Source organism: Nonomuraea sp. NPDC050451 (assembly GCF_044458585.1).
Map to the genome: position 1 here is coordinate 54,515 of NZ_JBITHZ010000017.1, position 21,385 is coordinate 75,899.

A 21,385-nucleotide genomic window follows, 5' to 3' on the forward strand; every position below is an offset into this window, starting at 1 on the left:
TTATTAAGGAGCTCTGTGTGCAACCACCTCCAGCTGATCTTCCGTACCAGCCCCGCAGCGTGCGTTTCCTGCGTTTGGCCGAGCTGGGCGACTGGCTGGTCAAGCTGTACACGATCGCGCCGCACGGTCGCCCCGCCCGCGCGGAAGTCGCCGAAGCCGCGTTGAGCGCCGCCGGCGAGGCGCTACCCGCACCCGCCGTCGCGCCCGGCCGGTACGGGGTCGGGTTCGTCATCGCCCACGACGCACCCCGGCTCAGCTATGCGCTGGCCTGCTGGTGGGCCGAGAGAAACGAGGTCCACCAGCAGGTCCTGTCCGCACCGGCCGACCAGCCCGAGCGCCTGGCGCCACACCCGAGTCAAGCGGCCGGGTGCGTATGGGAGCTGGGCATCACCGACTTCGAGCGCCGCGCCTGGATCACGCATGTCCTCGCCAACCCCGGCGGCCCGGACCTGGACGCCTACCTCGCACAGGAGTACAACGACGATGTCTGAGACGAGCCCGCGTGAATGCCTGGAACTCTTCGCCGACGCCTGGGCCAGGCGCGACGTCGGCGGACTGCTGGAACTGATGACCGAGGACGCGGTCTACGCCGCGTCGGTCGGTCCCGAGCCGGGCCACACCTTCCGCGGCCATGGCGAGTTGGCCGACGGCTTCCGCGCCATGTTCGAGCACGATGCCGGCGCGGTCATCGAGCAGGGCGAGCCGCTCGTCAACGGCGAATGGGCGGTGTGCACCTGGACCTACCACCTCGTCTCCGACAGCGGCTCGCCGTACTGCGAGTACGGAATCGACCTGTGGCGCTTCCGCGACGGGAAGATATGCCTCAAGGACGCCTACAGAAAGACCCGGTAGCGCGCCGAAACTCGGATCAGGTGGTGACGGTCGCGGGTGGGAACGAGTCGCGGGCCGGCTCGAACTCGGCGCTGCGGTACCGCTCGACCTCCGACCACGCCGCTGACATACCCGCGAGGCATCGGTCGAACGCCTGCCCTTGCCGTACGTATGCCTGCCTGGCGGGTCCTGGCCATACGCACAGGTCATCGCTAGCGCCCACACCGCCCGCTGACCCCAGGTTCACCCCACCATCGGACTCACCGACAACCCCGCTAGGAGAAGAAGATGCTCAACCCCGACGTACGCCGCGTCCTCGACGGCACTTCGCTGGCCCACCTCGCCACCGTCCTGCCTGACGGCTCGCCTCACAGCGTCCCGCTCTGGGTCGGCACCCACGGCGACCACGTCGTCTTCCTCACCGGCCCCAACTCACGCAAGGCCCGCAACCTGCGCCGCGACCCGCGGGTGGCGCTCTCCATTACGCCCGCCGACAACCCATTCGAGCCCGTCATCATCCGCGGCCGGGTCATCGAATGGCTCGAAGGCGACACGGCCTGGGAGATCATCGACCAGATCTCAAGGAAGTACATCGGCAGGCCCTATACCCGAGAAGAGGAACGCGTCGTCGCCGTCATCGAGCCCGAGCGGCAGACCGTCGGCCTCGGCTGAGCCCGTCTGATCAGGTGAATGAGCAGGGCGACCTGCAGCACCCGCCGCTCGCCCCGCGCCCGAGGCGGCGTCGACCACCTCGAACTGAGCGGCCCCACCGGAGTGGTGCGCTTCGAATCCGCATCCCCTCAGTCCCTCAACGTCCGGCCCTCGCGATGCGGTGGGCGGGCGCCCTGCGAGGACACCGTTGCCGCCGCCCGGATCGGACCGGCCGACGACCGTCGGCGGCCTGCCCAACAGCTCCTCGCCCGAAGACGCCGCGCTGCGTCGCCGTTACCGCAGTCACCTCGTGGACATGGCACACAGGACGCTCCGCCCCGCCGGCCTGCGAAAGGCCGGGGTGTTCTCCGCCGTGCGGTCGCGGACCACGGCCTCGAGGCTCAGTCCCCGACCTGCCCGGTCAGAGTCGTGCCGTCCAGTCCGGTGAGCAGTTCGCGCAGCAGGTCGGCGAGCTGGTCGCGGCGCTCGGGCGCGAGGTGGCCGATGAGGCGGTCCTCGGTCGCGAGCAGGTCGGCGACGACGCGGTCGAGCAGGGCGTTGCCCGCGTCGGTGAGGGTGACCGCGCGCGCGTGGTAGCCCGACCCGGCGGTGGTCCGTTCGACCAGCCCGGCCCTAGCCGCCCGCTCCACGCGCTGGGTGATCGCGCCGCGCGTCACCATGCACGCCTCGGCCAGCTCCCCCGGGCTCATCCGGTACGGCGGGCCGAAGCGCCGCAGCGTGGACAGCAGATCCAGCGTCGCGACGTCCACGCCCAGCTTCGCCAGGAGGCGGCGGCGCTCGTCGCCGAAGACCTTGGCGGCCCACCAGATCCGGGTGATGACCCCGATCGACTCCACCGGGGCGCCCGGCAGCTCGCGCCGCCAGGCGTCCTGGATGGCGTCGGCGCCGTCGCGCGGGGGGTCAGCGGCCACGTTCGGCGCCGCCGTTCACCTGGATGATCTGCGCGGTGACGTGCGCGGCGTCGGGTGAGGCGAGCCAGTGCACGGTGTCGGCGATGTCCCGCGGCGTGCCGGCGCGGCCGGTGTGGGTCTGCGCGACGAGCGTCGCGCGGCGTTCGTCGTCCAGGGTGCCGCTGAAGAACTCGGTGTCCTCGATGAACCCCGGGGCGACCACGTTCACCGTGATGCCGCGCGGTCCGAGGGCGGCGGCCAGGTCGAACGCGTACGGGTGCAGGGCCGCCTTCATCGGGCCGTACGAGCTGCCGCCCGAGCCCCGCAAGGCCGCGATCGAGCTGATGAACACGATCCGCCCGGACGGGTTCAGCAGATCGCGGAACGCCTCGGTCGGCAGCACCGACGTCAGCACGTTGGCCCGGAAGTTGCCCGTCCACCGCTCCGCGAGGCCGCCGGAACCGCCGTGCGTCTCGACGTTGCCGCCCGCGTTGTTGACCAGCACGTCGATCGTGCCGAAGCGGTCGGCCAGGTCGGCGCGCAGGCGCTCGACCTCCGTCGCCTCGCTCAGGTCGGCCGGCAGTGCGGTGCCGCCGATCTCCTTGGCCGCCTGCTCCAGCGTGTCGGCGCGGCGGCCGATGATCACGACTCGGTCTCCGCCGGCCGCGAAGCGCGCTGCCACCGCCTTGCCGATGCCGGTGCCGCCGCCGGTGACCACTGTCGTGCGCGTCATGCTCATCCCTCCTTGGAGTTTAGACCTAAAGTCAGCTTAGCAGAGGGAGCCGGGTGACCCCGAGGGCGACAACCGCCGCGACGAGTCCGGACGACTTGCCATCGGTGGAAACGTTCCTGGCGCGGAGGTTCCGCGGTTCAGGCGGCGTAGGCCGCGGTGAACCGTTCGGCGGCGTCCCAGAGCTCGCCTTCGCGCCGCGGGTCGTACGACTCCTGCGACGACCGGGCCACCCGGCCCCGGTCGACGTAGGACCCGGTCGGCGCCTCGATCGTGCCGAGGACGACGTCGGCGAGGTGACGTCCCGCCGCGCCACGGCTGGTCTCGAACGGTGTGAGGGTCATCACGGGCAGGATTCGGCGCATGGCGAATCGGGAGACGGGGTCCGCGTTGCGGGCGAGGCCGGTGCCGGGGACGAATCCCGGGTTGTAGGCGACGACGCCGATCCCGGCCGGCAGGCAGCGGGCGTGCTCGTGGACGAGGTAGATGGTGGCCAGCTTCCTCGTCGAGTACGCGGTCCGCCCGCCGGCCACGGTGTCCGGCCTGGGAAAGGCTCCCGGACGGGCAAGGACCTCCGGGGACCGCCAGACCGGGCCGGGGACCATGCCCATGTTGTGCTTGAAGTCACCGAAATGGGTGTCGCTGGCGGTGATGACGATCCGAACGGGAACGGCGAAGCGGTCCTCGAGCAGGCGGACGAACAGATGGTTGGCGAGCACGTTGACCGTCAGGCCCCTCGGTAAGGGCGTTCGCGTACTGGATGCCGGCGTTGCCCATGAAACCGCGCAGCGGCGGCAGCTCGCCGCGGTCGAGCCGGTCCCGGATCTCGACGGCCGCCGAACGGACGCTCGCGAGGGAGCCGCGGTCCGCTTCGACGTACGAGACCACCTGCCCACCCGCGCCGAGCACCGGCAGATTTGCGGACGATGAGGACGAGCCGCACGTCCGGTGATTCGCGCAGGATGTGCTCGGCGGCGACCCGGCCGATCCCACGGCCGGCTCCCGTCATGACGACGGTGGACTGCATGGGATGCTCCTTCACTGGTCAAGCCGATGGGCGCCCGACCGCGTTCATCGCGCTCAGGATCGGCAGTACCCAGGCTCGTTCCGGCACCCGGCTGTGAGAATGAGCCCATGGCTGTCTCCCGCCCCGGCTTCGGTGCGCTCCTGCACGCCTGGCGCGACCGGCTCTCGCCGGCCGACGCCGGTTTTGCCGACGCGCCCGGCCGTCGTTGCGCCGGGACTGCGCCGGGAGGAGCTTGCGCAACCGGCCGGGCTGTCGGTCAGCACACATGTGCCCCCGGGCATCCAACGGCTCGCCTCGCGGCTCGGCGATGTGCCGATCGGGGTGTTCACCGGCAGCGGCCGGAAGCAGCGACGCGGGCAAGCTCGACCTGCTTCGCGTCACAGGCGGCCGCGCCGGCCCCGCGCTCCCCTAGTGACCGGGACTGGCGGGTCCGTGCGCTGCAACCGTCCGGCTGGGTATCACCTTTGGGATGTCAGGCATTGGTTCCGGGACGTTCCAAGGTGTCGAGGAATTCCCGTACGGCGCGGGCGAACGCGGTGGGGTCCTCGTCGTGCACCCAATGGCCGCAGCCGGGAAGTTCTCGCAGCACGGTGTTCGGCCGTCGTTCGGCCATCTGCCTGGCCATGGCGGTGGGCAGGACGAAGCTGTCCAGGCCGTGCACCAGCAGGGCGGGACAGGCGGAGCCGAGCCACTGCGCCCACCAGTCGCCGACCAGCGCCTGCTGCGAGGCCATCATGTCGTCGTAGTCGAACAGCAGTCCCCAGCCGTCGGGGTGTTCCACGGCGCTCTCCAGGAAGTAGCCCGCGTCAGGAATGCCGTACGCCTCGATCCGGCCGCGCAGCTCGGCCAGTGTCGCCGTCCGGCGCGGCCAGTCGCTGACATCGAGCACCGGGTGCGGTATGTGCGGCGGCCGGTTGTCGGCGCCGCCCTCCTCGACGATGAGCGCGCGGACCAGCTCGGGGTGCCGTGCGGCGAGGTGGAAGGCGGTCACGCCGCCCATCGAGTGTCCAAGGACGATCAGCGGGCCGAGGCCGAGCCGGCGGACGAACTCCGCGGCGTCGGCGACGTAGGCGTCCTGGCTGAGGTCGCCGTCGCCGCGCCCGCTGTGGCCGTGAGCCCGCTGCTCCAATGCGATCACCCGGTAGTCGGGGGCGAGATCGGCGGCCAGCGTGGCGAAGGTCCGCGCACGGCCGAAATGGCCGTGCAGCGCCAGGATCGGCGTGCCCGCGCCACCGAAGTCGATCCAGGCCAGACGCAGGCCGCGTACGTGGATGAAGGTCTGCACGGTCGTCATCTTGAGTCCTCCCGAGTGAGATGGTCAGGCTCGCGCAGGGCGAGCGCCGTCAGCGCCGCGGCGATCGCGCCCACCGGGAGCAGCAGCGCAACCAGCCCGGCACCATCGGTGAGGTGGTGGTGGCGCGCAGGTCCGCCGCGATGGACGGAGCGCGACGGTGACCGCCATCACGCTGACGCTCATGACGAGCAGCGCGGCGCACGGATCACCCCCGTGGTGGTGTCCCGCCACCGGCTCGGATTCGGGCGGGTGGGAGCCGGGCTGCGGCATGGACGACCTCCAGAGTGCGGCGACAGGCCGTTAACATAACGAACGTCATGCCAACCTGCAAAACAGTCGTTATGTGAATATGCTGGGCTCCGGCCGACCGACAGAGCACTCGGAAAGGAGCTCACGTGCCCAGGCCGCGTGATCCCCGGCGCCGCGCCGAACTCCTCGACCAGATCGTCGGCTACCTGGCCGAGCACGGGCTCGCGCAGTTGTCACTGCGCCCGCTCGCCAAGGCGCTCGGCCACAGCACCTACGTGCTCACCCACCACTTCGTTGACAAGGACGAGCTGATCAGCGCGGTGCTGGCCCACCTCGACCAGCGACAGAAGGGCCGGTTGCGGGCATTGCCGGGATGGGAGGAGGGCCGCGGCCTCGGCGACATCGTGCGTGCCTCCTGGGACTGGCACATGACGGAGGACCTGCCGATGGTCCGGCTGCTCCACGAGATCGAAGGGTTGTCCGCGGCCGGCCGCCTCCGGGGGCCGTACGTTCCGCGGATGCTGGGCGACCGCGCCGAGTTCGTGGCCGAGGTGCTGCGTTCCTTCGGCGTCCCCGAGGCTGCCGCCCTGCGTAACGCCACACTGCTCAACGCGGCCTATGCGGGCCTGCAGACCGACTACCTGACCACCGGCGACAAGGAGCGGGTCGAGGCGGCGGTCGCGGAGCTGGCCGCCCTCGCCGACGAGTGGACTTCGCCCGGTCCTGGAATCGGCGAGTGAGCCGGACCGCGGAAGGCCACGAGTCCGCTCGCAGCCGTACCTGTTCGCGGCTCGGCTTGGGCAGACGAGTCAGGTGAGGTCATCGCGTGCCTGCTTTCTCGGCTCGCAGGTCGGCGCCATCGAGGAGTAGTCGCCGGTCGGTCGCCCAGACGGCCAGCGCGCAGGCCGCGAGTCCAGCCCCGAGGAGACTGGAGCCCGCCCAGCCGTGGGCGGTGAAGACGGCGGTGGTCGCGGCTGCGCCGAGGGCGGAGCCGAGCGAGTAGAAGACCATGTAGCCGCCGATGACGCTGCTGGTGCGATCCGGATGTGCGGCGGTGAGCAGGTGCTGGTTGCTCACATGTACGGCCTGGACCGCGAAGTCGAGAACCACGATTCCGACGATGAGGAGCCAAAGCGACCACGGCAGTTGGGCGATCGCCGCCCACGAGAGGATGAGCAGGGTGAGCGCGAGACCGGTGACCGGGGCCGCCCGTCCTGCATCCGCCCACCGTCCCGCGCGTGCCGCGCCGAGTGCGCCGGCGAGCCCGGCGATGCCGAACAGTCCGATCTGGCTCTCGCTCAGCTGCCACGGCGTGTCCGCCAGCGGCAGGGACAGTCCGCTCCACAGGGTCCCGAACGACGCGAACAAGAAGAACGCGATGAGCCCGCGCGTCAGGAAGACGCGCTGGCCGAACAGTCCGCCGAGCGAGACGACGGCCCGCCTGTACCCCACGGGTCGGTTGGGGCGCTCCTCTGACGGCAGTACGACGAGGACGAGGGCCGCGAGCCCGAGTGACAGCACCGCGAGCACGGCATAGACGCTCCGCCAGCCCCACACCTCGGCGAGCGTGCCGGTGACGACCCGCGCGCCCAGGATGCCGACCACAACGCCGGAGGTCACGACACCGATGTTCCGTCCGCGTTCGGCAGGCGGCGAGACCGACGCGGTGTAGGCCACCGTGGTCTGCACCACGACCGCGAACACGCCGGCCGCCGCGAGCCCCACGAACGCCGCCCATGCGGCTGACGCCGAGGCTGTCAGGATCATGCCCACTGCGGTGAGCGCCAGGTGTACGGCGATGAGTCGGCGCCTGTCGACCACATCGCCAAGCGGCACCAGCAGCACCAGCCCTGCCAGATAGCCGACCTGGCCGGTCGCGACGATCCACCCTGTCAGTTCGGCCGACACACCGAGATCGCGTCCCATCGGCTCCAGAACCGGCTGCGCGGCATAGATGCTCGCCACAGCGACACCACATACCACCGCGAGCAGCAACCGCCGCCACACGTCCATCGCACTCCAACCCCAATCAGTAGCAGATTGCAACCAATTTCGTTGTACTGCATGATGGTTTCAATCCGCAACTCATCGGGAGGTGTCATGTCGCGCACCACCATGCGCGCCCCGAACCCCGCCTGGACCGACCCCGAATGCCCCGTCGCCCGCACCCTCGACCTCGTCGGCGACAGGTGGAGCCTTCTGGTCATCCGCGACGCGATGGACGGGGCACGATCGTTCACCGAGTTCCAGCGACGCACCGGCATCGCCCGCAACATCCTCACCGACCGCCTGCGCAAGCTCACCGCTCACGGGCTCCTCGCCCAGCGCAGCGCACCATCGGGGCGCCGCCAGGAATACGTGCTCACCGACGCCGGCCGCGACCTCTTCCCCGTCATCCTCACCCTGCGGCAGTGGGGAGAACGCCACGCCTTCGCCCCCGGCGAGACCCACTCCACCCTTGTCGACCAGCACGGCATCCCTGTGCCGGAAATCGCGCCGACCAGCACCGATGGCACCCTCCTCGGCGCCGACACCACTCACGTGCAGAAGGCCTCACAGGAAGCAGGGGCGTAGGCACGATCAGGCCGCGCGCTCGTTGTGGTCGCGCCCTGCGACCAGGGTGCTGGAGCGGCGCGAATCAGATGTCGGCGAGAAGCGGGGCGAAGTAGCCGCCGTCTCCCTCGGCGAAGGCCGTGAGCATGGCAGCGGCGTTGGCGCGGTCGGTTTCGTCGGGGTCGTCTGCTGCCAGCTCGTGCTCCAGCACCCACATCTCGAGCATGATGGAGTAGCCGACGAGCGCATCGGGGCCGCCTGCCGCCTCCAGCGCCGATGCGGCAATGCGGCGGACCACGGGCTGCAGCGGCGCGCGTTCGGCGGGATCGCCGGGGCCGTAGGCCATCTTGACGAGTTCGTTGAGGTCGATCGCGATGGGGGGCGACGACGGCGAATTCGAAGTCGAGCAGCGCGACGACACGGCCGTCGTGCCAGAGCGTGTTCGGCGTGCAGAAGTCGCCGTGGTTCAGCGACCTGGGCGCCTCGGGCAGCACGGCCCAGAATCGGTCGAGCGCCCGGCCGAGCCCCTTGGCCTGGGAGTCGGACAGCCCTCCCCACGAGACCAGCCGGTCGAGGGCGGCTGTCGCCTCCCCCGGGCTCTGCGGGAAGAACGGCGATCGCGGTCGAGCGTGCTCCGCGACGGCGGCCATTCGTGACCTCGCCGGACGCCCGCGTCGACGACGGGAGGACAACCGACTTCCGCGGGAAGGAGCCTCACCAGCCGCTCCTCGCGGAGCAAGTCGGCGGCCCCCGGCCTGGTCGCCACCCGCACGACGAGCTCGTCGGTCAGCCACGTGGCATTGGTCCAGCCCCGCCCGCGTTCGGCGGTGGCGGGATCGACGCCGTGTTCGCGCAGGACCGCCTCGGCCACGTGCTGGGGAGCAGAGGCGCTGATGTCGCCATGCGTCACGGCGGCACGCTACCAGGGCCCCGAATCGGCGATCGAATCCTTTGATCGGGAGGTGGCTCCCCTGCGCAAAGCGCTTGTGGCCTTGGCCGTACCAAGATCTCTCTGTCGAACGTCAGGCTGTCGCGATGAGGCGTCGCAGTGTGGCCTGGGCGGGTGGGCCCCATGTGGGCTTGCCGCCTGGGCGGCCGCGGACGCCGGCCTCGCCGATGAGGATGCCGGCGAGGGCCCGTCCCGCCGCCCATCCGCGGGCGCGGCGCAGGGTCGCGGCGTCCGGGGCCAGCTGGTAGACGGCATGGAAGAGGTCGGCGGCGCCGTCCGGCAGCAGGCTCCAGGCGGCGGCGAGGTCGCCGGCCGGATCGCCGGCGCAGAGGTCGCCGAAGTCGATCACGCCGCAGATGGTGCCGTCCGCGGTGAGGACGTTGGCCGGATGCAGGTCGCCGTGGAGCCAGAGCGCCGGGCCTGCCCAGTCGGGCGCGGCGGCGGCGTCTTCCCAGACCGCGCGGACGGCGTCCGGGTCGGGGATCAGCCCCATCTCAGTGGCCTCGGCGAGCTGCTTGGTAAGCCCCTCAGAGCAGTCGGCCAGCGATCCTCCACGGCCGAAGCGGCCGGCGGGCGCCTCGTCGGGGGCGGGTTGGTGCAGAGCCGTCAGGAAAGAGGCCAGGACCCCGGCGGCCTCCGCGGCGCGCGTGACGGGGGCGCGGTCGGCAGGCTCGCCCGGCACCCAGGTGGTGACGATCCAGGGTCGCGGAAACAGAGTGGAGGGCTCGCCGAGGCGCTGCGGGACGGGAACCGGCAGCGGAAGGCGCGGGGCGAGGGCGGGCAGCCAGGTGTGCTCCTTGCGCAGCAGGTCGTCCGCGGACTCCGTCGCCCAGGGCAACCGGACGGCGAGGTCGTCGCCGAGCCGCCACAGCTGGTTGTCCCAGCCCCGCGCGCCGAGCCGCAACGGGTAATCGGCCAGGTCCGGGTGCTGGTCGCGCAGCAGATCCCGCACCAACTCCGCGGTGACCTCGACCTCGGTGTGAGTCATGCGGAGCAACAGTAGCCGGATGGCGGCCCGGCCGTTCCGGCTGCCGGCCGCAGCGCTGCGCTGGCCCTAGGTTCCCCAAGAGGAAAGGCGTTACCAGATCAAGGGCTGGGCCTGGGCGGTGGCGTGGTTGATGTGGTCGGGGCCGGTGAGCGAGTCCAGGTTCCACGCGTCCGGCGGTTTTCGGTGAGCCGCGGCCGATCGCTCCCTTCGGCGTAGTCCCTACGCCTACCCGCCGGGCCGGATCAGGCCGCTCTCGTACGCCAGGATGACCAGTTGGACCCTGTCGCGCACGTCCAGCTTGGCGATGGCCCTGGTGATGTGGGTCTTGGCGGTGAGCGGACTGATGACGAGGCGCTCGGCGATCTCGTTGTTGGAGAGGCCGAGCGCCACGAGCTTGACCGCCTCCAGTTCCCGGGCGGTGAGGGCGGCCAGCCGCTGCCCCGCGCCGGGCGAGAGGTCCTGCCGGTGGGCGAACTGCTCGATGACGCGGCGCGTCACCCCCGGAGACAGCAGCGCGTCTCCGGCGGCGACGGCGGCAACGGCCCTGCGGAGTTCGGCGGGTTCGACCTCCTTGGTGAGAAAGCCGCTGGCCCCGGCGCGCAGGGCGGCGAAGACGTGTTCGTCGGTGTCGAACGTGGTGAGGATGATGACACGACAGCCCGGAGTGGTCGGATCGGTGACGATGCGGCGCGTGGCGGTGATCCCATCGGTGCCCGGCATGCGGATGTCCATGAGGATCACATCGGGGTGGGTGCTCGCGGCCAGCCGTACGGCTTCGTCGCCGTCCTGGGCTTCGCCGACGACCGTGATGTCCCGGGAGCGGGCCAGCAGGCTGCGGAAGCCCGCCCGTACGAGTGCTTGGTCGTCGGCGAGGAGCACCTTGATCGTCATGCTGTCGAGCCTGCCACAGGGATGTCGGCCCGCACGGCGAAGCCGCCGGGGATCGGCCCCGCGGTGAGTGCGCCCCCGAGTGCGCTCAGCCGTTCGCGCATGCCGGCCAGGCCATGGCCTTCGGTGACGTCGGCGTCGGCTGGGGCGCCGCGGCCGTTGTCGGCGATCTCGACGGTGATCGAGCGCGGCCCGTACTTGATCGTCACGTCGGCCCTGCTCGCCCCCGCGTGCTTGAGCGTGTTGGCGAGGGACTCCTGTACGACACGGTAAACGGCGATGGCGGGAATGGCGGGGACGGCCGCCGGGTCGCCGTGCTCATCGAGGGTCACCTCAAGCCCGGCGGCGCGGGCGTCGGCGACGAGAGTCCCCAAGGAGGCCAGATCGGGCTGGGGCGCGGTGTCGCCGGGATTGTCGCGCAAAATCGCGATGAGGGAGCGAAGATCGGCCATCGCCCGGTTCCTGACGTCCTTCGCCAGGCGTAGCGCGGCGGCGGCCGCGGCCGGGTCCTCCTCGAGGGCGTCGGCGGCGACATTGAGCTGAACGCCGACGACGGCGAGCGTGTGGGCGACGACGTCGTGAACCTCGTGCGAGACGCGCAACCGCTCCTCGGCGGCGTGCGCACGGCTGTCGGTTTCGCGCAGCCGCTCGCGCCAGCGCATCGCGGCGGCGTACGTGAGGCCCGCCGCGATGAGAACCGCCAGGAGCAGTCCTTCCCCCGCGACGTGGATCACGTAGCGGGCCGGGTTCCGCTCCAGAACCCAGCGGAAGTCGATCGCGGAGTAGACCAGCTGGGCCAGGCCAATGGCGGCCACCCAGCGCACCCGGGGCGTGGTGGCGGCGGTGAAGTACGCGACCGCGGCCGGCCAGATCCAGCCGGCTGGAGTTCCATCTCCGGTGAGGTGATAGACGAGGATCCCGACGATCGACAGCAGCAGTACGGTCATCGGCCGGCGACGTCTGACCAGCAGGAGCGCTCCGAGGAACAGCGCGAGGGGGATCGTGCCCCGCCAGGGGCTGTGTATGCCGGTGGCGAGGGCGACTGCGACGAAGAAGACCACGGTGACGACGGCGAGCGCGACATCGGTGATCCGGGCGAGGTGCCGGACGGGAGCGGGTTCGCGTCGTGGTGGCGGTTCGGCCATGCGGAGGCTCTCTCTCGAGGGGTGACGGGTGCTCCTGCCACCGGGCCGGGTCGTACCGGATCGCGTTCGTCGTATGAGCCCCCGCCACCGGCAGGCTTCCGCGGCGGCCCACCTTGTTTACCAGCCCGGGTAGGGAAAGTTCGGGTCAGACGTGGGTGACCAGGAGGGTCACGCCGGCCTCGCCGCCACAGTCGACGAAAACAGGGCCGACGCCGTTGCCGATCGTGGGCGCGAGGGTCGCCTTGGCCACGAATCCCTTCGGATCGTCCTTGATGATGCGGATGTTCCGCAGCACCGGGTGCTTCCTGTCGATCCCGGCCAGCACGGCCTTGAGTCCTTCGCCGCCTCCGCAGTGGCCGGTGATCGTCACCTCCTGGCCTCGCTTGGTGGTGGGGTTGGGACTGACCTGAACCACTGCCCTGGCGCCCTTCGGCGGCTTCTGCGTGGCGGTCGTAGTAGTGCTCTCACTGGCTGTGCCGGCCTGGGCACCGGCCGGCGCGCCGGCCAACCCCAGCACTCCGGCCGTCAAGCTCAACCCGGCGATCGCAGCGATCACTCTCTTGCTCATGGCGATTCCTCCAGTTCCCTGTCTGGTTGGCTCGCTGGGAAACGCTAGGCCGGGACGCAGCGGGAGCGCGTCATCCGTTGATCGTCACTTGACATTGCGCCATTCGCGGTACGCGCTACACCGAAAGGTGTAGTGCATGGCGTGGGAGGCCGGCCTCGTTCATCGCCTCGGCAGCTGCGCAGAGAGGCTCCTCCTGGGCCTGGCGGTCGCATCAGATTCACGTCCGCAGCCAGCGGGCGCAGCGGCCCGTACGGTAGTGCGCCGTGACGCCTTTGATCACGCCGCGCGGGGGTGTGGGACGAGGACGGCGAGGTCTGCCTCAAGCGGTCGTTCTGGTCGCGGGACGGGTTGTGGATCTACGGCGACATGGGCGACGGGCGCTGGGCGGTCTCGATCGACGTCGCGGCGGGACACCCGGCAGGGATCCTCCGGGCCGGGGAGGACAACGGCGGTTCCGTCCCCGATACGACCTGGACGTCGTCGTGGTGGTCGGCCCGCACGCGCTGCGCTTTGCCCGGGCCGACACCGGCGACTACGTGTTCCAGCGCGAGCCGATAGCGCCCCGCCAGTCTCCCCTGAGTTGTACTGATCACCGCAGGTGCCTTCTGGCGGCGCGGGCGGTCATCGGGCAGTCGTGGGCCTCCACGCGCGAGCGCGGCGCTCCTCAGGCACGAGGGCCGGGGTGTAGGACGACGAACAGGCCCCGCGCGCGGGTGCCGTCCGGCGTGTGCCAGGAGCCGGCGACGTGGCCAGTCGCTTCCGGCGGGAGGAGAGGCGCGTCCGGGGCGGGGCGGAGGACCCGATGCAAACGCAGGGTCGTACCATCCGGTGCGGGCAGCTCGGTGCCCTCGTGGTCGTCGATGGCAGTGGCGGAGAAGTCCGTGGGGGCGGGGTTGCCACCGACGTAGGAGCGGGTGACCTCCCGGTCGGGGGTGTCGCTGGTGTTCTGGTCCTGGGCCTGGACCCGGCCCTCGACCAGGGCCAGCAGCTGGGCGACCAGCACCGGGTCGTGGCAGCCGTCGTAGGCCCAGCGCCGCCCCAGCACCCCGTGCTCCATGGTGCCGACCAGGGCGTGCTCCGCCCCTTCGAGCGGGGCACCGCGATAGGTGAGCGGTACCAGGTAGCTGATCGGTTGAGTGCCCGAGGTGTCCGTGACCACCATGAACTCGATCCCGACCTCACCCTGGGGGTCGTCCAGCCGGAAGCCGCCGGCCTTGGCCAGTTCCGGTTCGCCCGCGCCGCCCTGATACCAGGGCCGGGAGGGTAGCCAGGAGGTGAGCAGCTCCAGCTTGGTCGGTTTGAGGGCGGTGTGGTGGATTACGGCCATGCCGAGGATTCTCTTCCGTTGAGGGGCGACGACCTTCACATCTTCCCATTCGCGCGGGCCGCCGGTGCAGGAGCCGATGACCCTGTCCGGTCCCCCGTTGGAGAGCGCCGGACCTATGCCGATCGATAGAGATCATCCGACGAGTGCGCTGGAGGATGGCATGGTGCTGACCGAGGCGGTCCCGGAGGCGTTACCTAAGCAGTGTGGCGGAACGACGAGAAGCCGGCCGGGCTGGAGGAGCGGGTGAGCATGCTCCCGCTTCCGCCCGACACGGAGCGAGATGATCGCGGTGTGCGGGGCGCGGTGGGTATTCAGTCAGGCAACACACCGACGTGTCTGTGGCGCGATGAGGGCCGGTGGAGCCTGGACGGCCGGGATGGCGAGATCGAGGTGGAAGGGTCCGGTTTCCTCGGCGCCATCGCCGCCCGCGACCAGGCCGGCGCGCAGGAGGCAGTGGCCACGGCCGTCGCGGAGTCGGGCTGGCCGGACGGTGACTGGCCGGACGGTGACTGGCCGGACGGTGACTGGCCGGACGGTGACAATCGCGACGCCGGCACGCCTGCGACGGTTCGAGCTGGACATGAGCACCTACCTCGATCTCGGTATCGACGCAGGAGTGCGCTCGGGCCGGACGTAGGGTTGCGCCATGATCGAATCAATGGGGTTTGATGCCGCTGTCGAGGCGGGCATCGCCGCGTTCTGCGCGGGTGAGGAGCCGCCGCGTGATGAGGAGGTCTGGGAACGGCTGACGGGGGCCGGCGTCGAGCCGTGGCTGGCCGAGCGGCTGCTGATCTTCCTGCCGATGGCGTACACGCGGCGGTTGCTGCCGGAGGTCTCGTTCCCGGACGGGCTGCTGACGCCCGGCGGCCGGGTGCGCCTCTCGGCCGAGCCGGTGTTCGTGGCAGCGTTGGGCCGCGCGCAGCGGGCCGGCCGTGACGAGGTCGGGCGGATCGCGATGCGCAGCAGCGAGTTCAACCTGATCAACAACGCGCTGTACGCCGGGTCGCAGCTGTCGGACCTGATGCTCAGCGAGGCCACTCTGGTCAAGGACCTCGAACCGGTCGAGCAGGGCGACGGCGGCGTGCCCTCGCCGCGAGCCGCGTTCGAGGACTTCCTTCGCGGGCACGGCATACCGCTCGACGGCGCGACGAAGACCAGCGCGGAGGTGTTCGTCCGCCCCGCCCCGGCCGGCGTGGTGATGGCTCAGGTCGACTTCGCCGTGTCGCACCCGGCGCTGGCCAGGCCATGGCTGGTGGAGAGCTTCGCCGGGTACGGCACCACCTGGCGCGAGGCGATCGGCGGGGCGGTGAACAAGTTCAGGTTCGGCGCCCTGCACCCGATCGTCGACGGCCTCCTGCGCCCCGGCGCGGCCCCCGACCAGGTCGAGCGGGAGCGTTACGAGCACCCGAGCGGCGCGTTCGAACTGGTGCTGGGCGCCCAGCTCAATCTCCTCACCGACCGGCCGGTCCCGTCGGTCGGGCCCCTGCTCGACCGGCTGCTGGAGGTGCTGCGCGCCGAGCCGCTCACGCGGAAGGTGCACGCGCTGCGCCTGTTCACGGCCTACCACGACGGCCGGTTGCAGACCAACGAGGTGCTGCTGGACAGCGAGCCGTGGTCCCCTGGCGAGGCGGTGGTCGCGGACAGCCGGGCACCACTCCCCGCCGGGAGGGTCGCGGTGCGGATCTTCGGCCTGCTCGTGCCTGCCGGAAACGCGTAGCGTTCCGGTGATCGAAATCCCGGCCGCACTCATGCCGCCCTTCCGGGCGAGGCGAAGGCGGTCCGCGATCCCGTTCGGCGGGCAGCCGGCCGAGGAGGGCGGCCTGTACGAGGCCGTGCCGCCCCCCTCCGCCGGCACGCACGGTCACGTGGAGCGGGCGGACGACGGTCAGAAGTCCGGCACCGTGTCGGTCCACTCGGCGACCTCGTACGTCTCGTACCCGGCCACCTCCCCTGGCTTGTGGAACCGATCAGGCTGATCAGCGACCGTCAGACGGCGAGGCTTGCCATCGTCTCCGGAGGGAAGCTCCCGCGAGCCGTGCGGAGGCGTCGCCACGAGGTCCTGCACGGCCAGCAGCGTCCCCTTGCCGGGATCGATGATCCACTGGCGCCGGTACGTGCCGAGCTGCCGGGGGGCGGTGGAGAGACCGAGGGGGATCGTGGTCTCCAAGGGCAGGGAGACCACGACGCCGCTGCGGCCCAGCGGGTCGGTCGTCTCGCCCTCGGCCTTGACGCCGGGCAGCGTGGCGAGCATCCGGAACGCGGCCGCCCGGACCTCCGGAGGCACGATCGCCTCAGCCAGCAGAGTGCCGGCCACATCGCTCAGCGCCCGGACGCGCTTGTCACCCTGCAGCGCCCGTATCGGCTGCCTCGCGACCTTCGGGGCATAGGCCTCCCAATTGCCCTCGATGTCCAACAGGGCATCCTTCAACTGTTCGGGCTGGGTCGGCAGCTCGGCCAGCTGCCGCGGTGTCATGCCGAAGAACCGCCGATCGCCGACGCTGCGGCACGTCAGCTTCCGCTTCACGCTTTCCGTGAACAGATAGCCCGGCCCGTCCTCGGTCGCGACCCGCACCCTCTTGGGGGCACCCGCCGCCACCCACTTCTGCCTGTCGCGGTCCGTCCACGGGCGGGCAGGCAGGTCCTGGTGGGCGGAGCACGCCTTGCCGGTGCGGTCGGTCCAGTCGTCGTACTGCATTCTCGACTCGAACTTGTAGTGCCCGGCCGCGCTCTCGCCGACCGCGTAGATCTTTCCGGCGATGCGGGTGGTGTGCCAGTACGTGCCGGTCGGTCCCTTCTGTACGTTGGTAGCGGCCACCAGCAGGGCGTTGCCCGGCATCCGAGGGCTCACGCCCCCATGGATGGTTCTGGTCTGATCCCCGTCCGAGGTCAGCGAGACGGCGACCAGGGTCCCCGCGGCCAGGGCGGCCGTCGCCGCGATGCTCACCAGCGGCACCCTGAAGGTGCGACGGGCGCGTGGCCGAGCTGCGGACCGGCGCCAGTCGGTACGCAGGGTGAGCCGGTCCGGGCTCTCCTCACGCGCCAGTGTCGTACGCATCTGCCGCAGCGCGTCGAGTTCATCCATCGTTCTTCTCCCCGGGAAGGGCTTTGCGGAGCTTCATCCGAGCCCGGTGAATCTTGGCCTTGACGGTGCCGAGGGGCAGATCCAAGATCGCCGCGATCTCGGCGTACGACAGTTCGCCCCACGCCAGCAGCAGAACGGCGTTGCGGTCCTGGGAGCTGAGCGAGGCCAGGGCCTTGGCCAGCCGGGGCGCGTGCGCCGCGGCGGCCACCCGATCGCTGACCAGCTCGGCGACACCGTCCTCCGCGGGGTCCACGCCCGTTCGGGCGAAGGCCCGGTACATACGGGTCTCCTGGCGATGGTGCTTGGCGATCAGATTGCTGGCGATCCCCCAGAGCCACGCCGAGAACTCCGCTTGCCCGTCGAACCGACCCCGCTGGCGGAACGCGGTGGCGAATGCCTCCGCCACCACGTCATCGGCCAGAGTGAGCCCGAGGCGACGCTTGATATAGGCATGGAGTCGTGGCGAGTGGCGGCGGAACAGCTCGCCGAATGTCTCGGGGTCTTCCAAAGAGGCGGCGACGATCTGCGAATCGTCGAGCTTCTCCGTGGGCCGACTCACCGCTCTCGCCGTAGCCATGGTGCGGTGCGTCCCTTCATGAGCGATTCCTCCGTGTCCAAGGTGCTTGACTACCACCTCTATCCCGAAGGTCCCTCGCTGGTTGCATCCTGATTTGCCGGACGCCCGCGAACCGACGCCCGCTCCGACGGACCGAGGGAACGCCGCAGGGTGGCCGGCGCCGACGCCGGCATGGCGCGGGGCGGCACACTCGCCGCATTAGGGGCACATGTCATGATTTCGTCATGCCAATCGACCAGCACCTGCTGATTCTTTTCACCATGACCACGATCGTCGCCATGATCACTCCAGGGCCGGACATGCTGTTCGTCCTGGGTTGCGGCATGCGCGGTGGTCCGCGCGCCGGCTTGCTCGCCACCGTGGGGGTGGCCACGAGCGAGGCCATCCATGTCGCCGTGGCGGCCGCCGGACTGGCCGCGCTGTTCCAGGCGGTGCCGGTGGCCTTCGCGGTGGTGCGGATCGTCGGAGCCGCTTACTTGATCTATCTCGGCGTGCAGATGATTCGCAACCGCAAGGGAATCGAGAGTGAGATCCCCATGGACGGCCAGGGAGCGATGTCAGGGCGCCGGGCATTCACCAGCGGCCTGCTGACCAACCTGCTGAACCCGAAGATGGTCACCTTCACCATCGCCTTCCTCCCCCAGTTCATCAACCCGCAACTGGGCCAGGTCTGGCTGCAGTTCGCGATCCTCGGCGCCATCCTGATCGTGCTGGAGTTCATGGTGGACGGCACCGTCGGCGTGCTCGCGGGGCGGATCGGTGAATGGTTGCGCCGCAGGCGCACTGCTCGCCGCCGGGTCGACGTCGCGACCGGAGGAATCTTCATCGGGCTCGGAGTCCGGCTGGCAGTCGAGCGATGATCCCCCGCAACGGCCGCAGGACGTCGAAGGACAGGCGACCTCTCCACGTGAGGTGTCCGGCAGGATGATCGCATGGCAGGCAAGAACGGCAGGCGATGGAACCACAACATCCATTACCACCCCCGCATCCTGAGCGCGATCCCTGACGGCGCCGAGCGCGCCCTCGACGTCGGCTGCGGTGAGGGCATGCTCGCCCGCGAACTCCGGCGGACCGTGCCGAGCGTCACCGGCATCGACCTCGACGCGCCCAGCATCGACCAGGCCCGCGAGCACCCGGACGACGTCGACTACATCCTCGGCGATTTCCTCACCCACCCCTTCGAGCCGGCCTCGTTCGACGTCATCGCGTCCGTGGCCACCCTGCACCACCTGGACGCCGCCACCGGGCTGGCCCGCATGCGCGACCTGCTGCGGCCCGGCGGCGTCCTGGCCGTCGTCGGCCTCGCCCGCGCCACCATGCCCGACGATCTGCCGCGGGTCCTCGCCGGCGTCGCCGTCGGCACCTTGCATCGCGCCGTGAAGGGGCTCTGGCATCACCCGTCCCCCACGGTGTGGCCGCCGCCGGTGACGTACGCGCAGATGCGGGCGCTGGCCGCCGAGCTCCTGCCCGGCTCCCAGTACCGCCGCCACCTCCTGCTGCGCTACAGCATCACCTGGCGCAAGCCGCAGGAAGCACGGTACGGCGGCAGGTAGCATCGGCGCGATGAACTCCTACTGGCACGTCGTTCTGCCCCCTCTGCGCGCCTGATCGGGCGCACCACCGGGACGGCCAGTTCTCTCGCTCCGGACGGGGCACCGGCGGCGGCCGAAGGTTCCGCCGGTCTGGTGCTCGGCGGCCCGCTGATGTTCCTCTCGACACGAGGTGCCCGCTCGCTCGCCGAGCGATGCACGCGCGACGAGCGACTGGTGCTCCTCCTGGTCGCCACGTTCCTCGCCTGCCGGCTCTTCGGGTACGGCCTGCGGCAGACGTCCGCGCGGGCGGAGCCCGCCGTCGCGGCGGTGCTGGGTGTCGTGGTCGCGGGCGTGCGGTTGCCGGCGCTGTCCTGGTGCGGGCCGGCCGTACTCGCCGGGGGTCTGGCCGTCCTCGCCTTCCCCGCCGGCGTCCGGCGATGAGGTGGCCGGACACTGGGGCCTAAGTCCGACAAATCAGCCTTGACATCTACCCGTCCCACCCTCACTCTGTTGCGTATAGCGCTAGACGTTTCTCTTTACGAAACCGGGGTGACAGGATGATCCCAGCGTGCCCACTGGCGTCACTCCCTCGAGGCGAGGCCCTTCGCGTCGAGGCCGACCCGCCGATTGCGGTGTTCCACACCGAGGACGGCGAGATCTTCGCCATCGATGACACCTGTACTCACCAGGACGCCTCGCTCGCCGACGGCTGGCTGGAGGGGTGCGAGATCGAGTGCCCGCTGCACGCCTCGCGTTTCGACCTGCGCACCGGCCAGGTGGACGCGCCGCCGGCCAAGCTCCCCGTGCGCACGCACGAGGTGGTGGTCGACGACGGCGTCATCTATGTCAAGCAGTCCGAGGCGCCACCCAACCTGCCGCCGGGCGTCACCGTCAAGGGGCAGGCGTGAACACGATCTGCGTCGTCGGCGCCTCCCTGGCCGGGCTGCTGACCGCCAGGGCGCTGCGCGCCCAGGGATACCGGGGCAGGCTGGTGCTGGTCGGGGACGAGCGGCACCGCCCCTATGACCGCCCGCCGCTGTCCAAGGACTTCCTGCGCGGCGACCTGACCGAGGCCGACCTGGCCCTGGAGGGCGAGGGCGAGGAGCTGGACGCGGAGTGGCGGCTCGGCGTGGCCGCCGTGGCCCTGGACCCCGGGGAGCGCCGCGTCGAGCTGAGCGACGGCACCTCGGTGCGGGCCGACGGCATCGTCATCGCCACCGGCGCCACCGCCCGCAGGCTTCCCGGCGCCGGCCACCTGGCCGGCGTGCACACGCTACGCACCCTGGACGACGCCCGCTCCCTGCGCGCCGACCTGGAGGCGGGCCGGCGGCTGGTGGTGATCGGCGGCGGCTTCGTCGGCGCCGAGGTCGCCGCCACCGCCCGCGACCTCGGCCTGGACGTGACGCTGGTCGAGTCCGGCCCCGCGCCGCTGGCCCGCGTCGTCGGCGTGCCGATGGCCGAGGCGCTGGCCGCGCTGCACGAGCGGCGCGGGGTGCGGCTGCTGTCCGGCATGGTCGTGTCCGCCCTCACCGGCGAGGACCGGGTGGACGGGGTACGGCTGGCGGACGGCACCCACCTGCCCGTGGACGTCGTGGTCGTCGGGATCGGCGCCGTGCCCGCGATCGACTGGCTCCGGGGCAGCGGCCTCGACCTGGGCGACGGCGTACTGTGTGACGAGGCGGGCGGCACCTCCGTCCCCGGCATCGTGGCCGTGGGCGACTGCGCCGCCTGGTTCGACCCCGTCCAGGGCAGGCACCACAGGATCGAGCACTGGACGGGAGCCCGGCAACGGGCCTCGGTCGCGGCGGCCACGCTGCTGTCCGGCGGCACCGCCCGCACCGAGGCGCGGCGGCCCACCTACATCTGGTCCGACCAGTTCGATGTGAAGATCCAGTTCATCGGGCACGCCGCGGACGCGGACACGGTCAGCGTGGAGGAGGGCGACCCGGCCGGGCACAGCTTCCTCGCGGTCTACCGGCAGGGCGACCGCCCGGTCGCGGTCCTCGGGGTCAACCAGGTACGGCTGTTCACCCGATGGCGGCGGCAGCTCGAAACGGCGCCGGTTCAGGTCGGCTGAGACAGG

At 70.9% G+C, this 21,385-nt stretch carries 25 protein-coding genes and 1 pseudogene; 12 read left to right on the forward strand and 14 right to left on the reverse strand.

Translation table 11 applies throughout. The features are described 5' to 3' along the window. The first annotated feature begins 59 nt into the window (after positions 1-59). The 3 genes from ACIBI9_RS39115 to ACIBI9_RS39125 all read left to right on the forward strand — a co-directional run bounded on the left by ACIBI9_RS39115 (position 60) and on the right by ACIBI9_RS39125 (position 1,503). Positions 60-491: a hypothetical protein gene (locus tag ACIBI9_RS39115; RefSeq protein ID WP_397229981.1), complete on the forward strand. Its 432-nt coding sequence runs from the start codon at positions 60-62 to the stop codon at positions 489-491. Further along, the gene (locus ACIBI9_RS39120) at positions 484-852 is read left to right on the forward strand and encodes a nuclear transport factor 2 family protein (RefSeq protein ID WP_397229982.1); all 369 of its coding nucleotides are present in this window, start codon (positions 484-486) and stop codon (positions 850-852) included. The genes ACIBI9_RS39115 and ACIBI9_RS39120 overlap by 8 nt, the downstream gene beginning before the upstream one ends. 267 nt (positions 853-1,119) lie before the next feature. Beyond that, a complete protein-coding gene (locus ACIBI9_RS39125; protein WP_397229983.1) occupies positions 1,120-1,503 on the forward strand; it encodes a PPOX class F420-dependent oxidoreductase in 384 nt (127 codons plus the stop codon). Between the two features lie 380 nt (positions 1,504-1,883). Here ACIBI9_RS39125 and ACIBI9_RS39130 read toward each other — a convergent pair whose 3' ends face one another. The 4 genes from ACIBI9_RS39130 to ACIBI9_RS39145 all read right to left on the reverse strand — a co-directional run bounded on the left by ACIBI9_RS39130 (position 1,884) and on the right by ACIBI9_RS39145 (position 5,444). Then, entirely contained in the window at positions 1,884-2,414 is a 531-nt protein-coding gene (locus ACIBI9_RS39130) for a MarR family winged helix-turn-helix transcriptional regulator (protein WP_397229985.1), read from the reverse strand. Next, complete coding sequence (locus tag ACIBI9_RS39135; RefSeq protein ID WP_397229987.1) at positions 2,404-3,126, reverse strand: SDR family NAD(P)-dependent oxidoreductase; 723 nt, start codon at positions 3,124-3,126, stop codon at positions 2,404-2,406. The genes ACIBI9_RS39130 and ACIBI9_RS39135 overlap by 11 nt, the downstream gene beginning before the upstream one ends. A gap of 137 nt (positions 3,127-3,263) precedes the next feature. Then, entirely contained in the window at positions 3,264-3,842 is a 579-nt protein-coding gene (locus ACIBI9_RS39140) for a hypothetical protein (RefSeq protein ID WP_397229989.1), read from the reverse strand. 780 nt (positions 3,843-4,622) lie between these two features. Next, on the reverse strand, positions 4,623-5,444 hold the full coding sequence (locus ACIBI9_RS39145; protein WP_397229991.1) for an alpha/beta fold hydrolase: 822 nt from the start codon (positions 5,442-5,444) through the stop codon (positions 4,623-4,625). A gap of 20 nt (positions 5,445-5,464) precedes the next feature. Here ACIBI9_RS39145 and ACIBI9_RS39150 point away from each other — a divergent pair, with 20 nt between their 5' ends. Both ACIBI9_RS39150 and ACIBI9_RS39155 read left to right on the forward strand, forming a co-directional pair. Next, positions 5,465-5,605: a hypothetical protein gene (locus ACIBI9_RS39150; protein ID WP_397229993.1), complete on the forward strand. Its 141-nt coding sequence runs from the start codon at positions 5,465-5,467 to the stop codon at positions 5,603-5,605. Between the two features lie 234 nt (positions 5,606-5,839). After that, positions 5,840-6,433 (forward strand): TetR/AcrR family transcriptional regulator, encoded by a 594-nt coding sequence (locus ACIBI9_RS39155; RefSeq protein ID WP_397229995.1) that lies wholly within the window; start codon positions 5,840-5,842, stop codon positions 6,431-6,433. Positions 6,434-6,512: 79 nt separating this feature from the next. Here ACIBI9_RS39155 and ACIBI9_RS39160 read toward each other — a convergent pair whose 3' ends face one another. Beyond that, positions 6,513-7,706, reverse strand: a complete 1,194-nt coding sequence (locus ACIBI9_RS39160) for an MFS transporter (protein WP_397229997.1) — start codon at positions 7,704-7,706, stop codon at positions 6,513-6,515. Between the two features lie 87 nt (positions 7,707-7,793). Between ACIBI9_RS39160 and ACIBI9_RS39165 the strand changes: the two genes are divergently transcribed. Then, positions 7,794-8,267 (forward strand): winged helix-turn-helix transcriptional regulator, encoded by a 474-nt coding sequence (locus tag ACIBI9_RS39165; protein WP_397229999.1) that lies wholly within the window; start codon positions 7,794-7,796, stop codon positions 8,265-8,267. Between the two features lie 64 nt (positions 8,268-8,331). Here ACIBI9_RS39165 and ACIBI9_RS39170 read toward each other — a convergent pair whose 3' ends face one another. The 7 genes and pseudogenes from ACIBI9_RS39170 to ACIBI9_RS39200 form a co-directional block, all read right to left on the reverse strand. Continuing rightward, a complete protein-coding gene (locus tag ACIBI9_RS39170) occupies positions 8,332-8,667 on the reverse strand; it encodes a hypothetical protein (RefSeq protein ID WP_397230278.1) in 336 nt (111 codons plus the stop codon). Between the two features lie 16 nt (positions 8,668-8,683). After that, a pseudogene (locus tag ACIBI9_RS39175) lies at positions 8,684-8,896 on the reverse strand (hypothetical protein); the annotation flags it as partial. Between the two features lie 372 nt (positions 8,897-9,268). Next, entirely contained in the window at positions 9,269-10,183 is a 915-nt protein-coding gene (locus ACIBI9_RS39180; protein WP_397230001.1) for an aminoglycoside phosphotransferase family protein, read from the reverse strand. A 225-nt stretch (positions 10,184-10,408) separates the two neighbouring features. After that, complete coding sequence (locus ACIBI9_RS39185) at positions 10,409-11,074, reverse strand: response regulator (RefSeq protein ID WP_397230003.1); 666 nt, start codon at positions 11,072-11,074, stop codon at positions 10,409-10,411. Further along, a complete protein-coding gene (locus tag ACIBI9_RS39190; RefSeq protein WP_397230005.1) occupies positions 11,071-12,216 on the reverse strand; it encodes a sensor histidine kinase in 1,146 nt (381 codons plus the stop codon). Before ACIBI9_RS39190 ends, ACIBI9_RS39185 begins: the two co-directional genes overlap by 4 nt. A 145-nt stretch (positions 12,217-12,361) precedes the next feature. Beyond that, positions 12,362-12,784 carry a hypothetical protein gene (locus tag ACIBI9_RS39195; RefSeq protein ID WP_397230007.1) on the reverse strand — a complete coding sequence of 141 codons (423 nt, stop codon included), beginning with the start codon at positions 12,782-12,784 and terminating at the stop codon, positions 12,362-12,364. Between the two features lie 664 nt (positions 12,785-13,448). After that, positions 13,449-14,111 (reverse strand): 1,4-alpha-glucan branching protein, encoded by a 663-nt coding sequence (locus tag ACIBI9_RS39200; RefSeq protein WP_397230009.1) that lies wholly within the window; start codon positions 14,109-14,111, stop codon positions 13,449-13,451. Positions 14,112-14,769: 658 nt separating this feature from the next. Between ACIBI9_RS39200 and ACIBI9_RS39205 the strand changes: the two genes are divergently transcribed. Further along, positions 14,770-15,828: a DUF6348 family protein gene (locus ACIBI9_RS39205; protein ID WP_397230011.1), complete on the forward strand. Its 1,059-nt coding sequence runs from the start codon at positions 14,770-14,772 to the stop codon at positions 15,826-15,828. A gap of 168 nt (positions 15,829-15,996) precedes the next feature. Here ACIBI9_RS39205 and ACIBI9_RS39210 read toward each other — a convergent pair whose 3' ends face one another. Both ACIBI9_RS39210 and ACIBI9_RS39215 read right to left on the reverse strand, forming a co-directional pair. Further along, on the reverse strand, positions 15,997-17,193 hold the full coding sequence (locus ACIBI9_RS39210; RefSeq protein ID WP_397230013.1) for a CU044_5270 family protein: 1,197 nt from the start codon (positions 17,191-17,193) through the stop codon (positions 15,997-15,999). Further along, on the reverse strand, positions 17,186-17,752 hold the full coding sequence (locus tag ACIBI9_RS39215) for an RNA polymerase sigma factor (protein WP_397230016.1): 567 nt from the start codon (positions 17,750-17,752) through the stop codon (positions 17,186-17,188). Before ACIBI9_RS39215 ends, ACIBI9_RS39210 begins: the two co-directional genes overlap by 8 nt. A gap of 242 nt (positions 17,753-17,994) precedes the next feature. Between ACIBI9_RS39215 and ACIBI9_RS39220 the strand changes: the two genes are divergently transcribed. The 5 genes from ACIBI9_RS39220 (at position 17,995) to ACIBI9_RS39240 (ending at position 21,379) form a co-directional block, all read left to right on the forward strand. Next, positions 17,995-18,630, forward strand: a complete 636-nt coding sequence (locus ACIBI9_RS39220) for a LysE family translocator (RefSeq protein WP_397230018.1) — start codon at positions 17,995-17,997, stop codon at positions 18,628-18,630. 72 nt (positions 18,631-18,702) lie between these two features. Next, on the forward strand, positions 18,703-19,323 hold the full coding sequence (locus ACIBI9_RS39225) for a class I SAM-dependent methyltransferase (RefSeq protein ID WP_397230020.1): 621 nt from the start codon (positions 18,703-18,705) through the stop codon (positions 19,321-19,323). A gap of 132 nt (positions 19,324-19,455) precedes the next feature. Beyond that, positions 19,456-19,743 carry a hypothetical protein gene (locus ACIBI9_RS39230; RefSeq protein ID WP_397230022.1) on the forward strand — a complete coding sequence of 96 codons (288 nt, stop codon included), beginning with the start codon at positions 19,456-19,458 and terminating at the stop codon, positions 19,741-19,743. Between the two features lie 116 nt (positions 19,744-19,859). Beyond that, positions 19,860-20,210, forward strand: coding sequence for a bifunctional 3-phenylpropionate/cinnamic acid dioxygenase ferredoxin subunit (locus ACIBI9_RS39235; protein ID WP_364845760.1), 351 nt, complete (start codon positions 19,860-19,862; stop codon positions 20,208-20,210). Beyond that, a complete protein-coding gene (locus ACIBI9_RS39240; RefSeq protein ID WP_397230024.1) occupies positions 20,207-21,379 on the forward strand; it encodes an NAD(P)/FAD-dependent oxidoreductase in 1,173 nt (390 codons plus the stop codon). Before ACIBI9_RS39235 ends, ACIBI9_RS39240 begins: the two co-directional genes overlap by 4 nt. Positions 21,380-21,385: the final 6 nt, after the last annotated feature.

Excerpts from the sequence above, each read along its gene's own strand:
- ACIBI9_RS39125 (WP_397229983.1), top strand. The coding sequence starts at position 1,120 with ATGCTCAACCCCGACGTACGCCGCGTCCTCGACGGCACTTCGCTGGCC.
- ACIBI9_RS39225 (WP_397230020.1), top strand. The coding sequence starts at position 18,703 with ATGGCAGGCAAGAACGGCAGGCGATGGAACCACAACATCCATTACCAC.
- ACIBI9_RS39145 (WP_397229991.1), bottom strand. The coding sequence starts at position 5,444 with ATGACGACCGTGCAGACCTTCATCCACGTACGCGGCCTGCGTCTGGCC.
- ACIBI9_RS39190 (WP_397230005.1), bottom strand. The coding sequence starts at position 12,216 with ATGGCCGAACCGCCACCACGACGCGAACCCGCTCCCGTCCGGCACCTC.
- ACIBI9_RS39150 (WP_397229993.1), top strand. The coding sequence starts at position 5,465 with ATGGTCAGGCTCGCGCAGGGCGAGCGCCGTCAGCGCCGCGGCGATCGC.
- ACIBI9_RS39185 (WP_397230003.1), bottom strand. The coding sequence starts at position 11,074 with ATGACGATCAAGGTGCTCCTCGCCGACGACCAAGCACTCGTACGGGCG.
- ACIBI9_RS39210 (WP_397230013.1), bottom strand. The coding sequence starts at position 17,193 with ATGGATGAACTCGACGCGCTGCGGCAGATGCGTACGACACTGGCGCGT.
- ACIBI9_RS39160 (WP_397229997.1), bottom strand. The coding sequence starts at position 7,706 with ATGGACGTGTGGCGGCGGTTGCTGCTCGCGGTGGTATGTGGTGTCGCT.
- ACIBI9_RS39120 (WP_397229982.1), top strand. The coding sequence starts at position 484 with ATGTCTGAGACGAGCCCGCGTGAATGCCTGGAACTCTTCGCCGACGCC.
- ACIBI9_RS39200 (WP_397230009.1), bottom strand. The coding sequence starts at position 14,111 with ATGGCCGTAATCCACCACACCGCCCTCAAACCGACCAAGCTGGAGCTG.
- ACIBI9_RS39220 (WP_397230018.1), top strand. The coding sequence starts at position 17,995 with ATGCCAATCGACCAGCACCTGCTGATTCTTTTCACCATGACCACGATC.
- ACIBI9_RS39180 (WP_397230001.1), bottom strand. The coding sequence starts at position 10,183 with ATGACTCACACCGAGGTCGAGGTCACCGCGGAGTTGGTGCGGGATCTG.
- ACIBI9_RS39195 (WP_397230007.1), bottom strand. The coding sequence starts at position 12,784 with ATGAGCAAGAGAGTGATCGCTGCGATCGCCGGGTTGAGCTTGACGGCC.
- ACIBI9_RS39165 (WP_397229999.1), top strand. The coding sequence starts at position 7,794 with ATGTCGCGCACCACCATGCGCGCCCCGAACCCCGCCTGGACCGACCCC.
- ACIBI9_RS39205 (WP_397230011.1), top strand. The coding sequence starts at position 14,770 with ATGGGGTTTGATGCCGCTGTCGAGGCGGGCATCGCCGCGTTCTGCGCG.
- ACIBI9_RS39135 (WP_397229987.1), bottom strand. The coding sequence starts at position 3,126 with ATGACGCGCACGACAGTGGTCACCGGCGGCGGCACCGGCATCGGCAAG.
- ACIBI9_RS39235 (WP_364845760.1), top strand. The coding sequence starts at position 19,860 with ATGATCCCAGCGTGCCCACTGGCGTCACTCCCTCGAGGCGAGGCCCTT.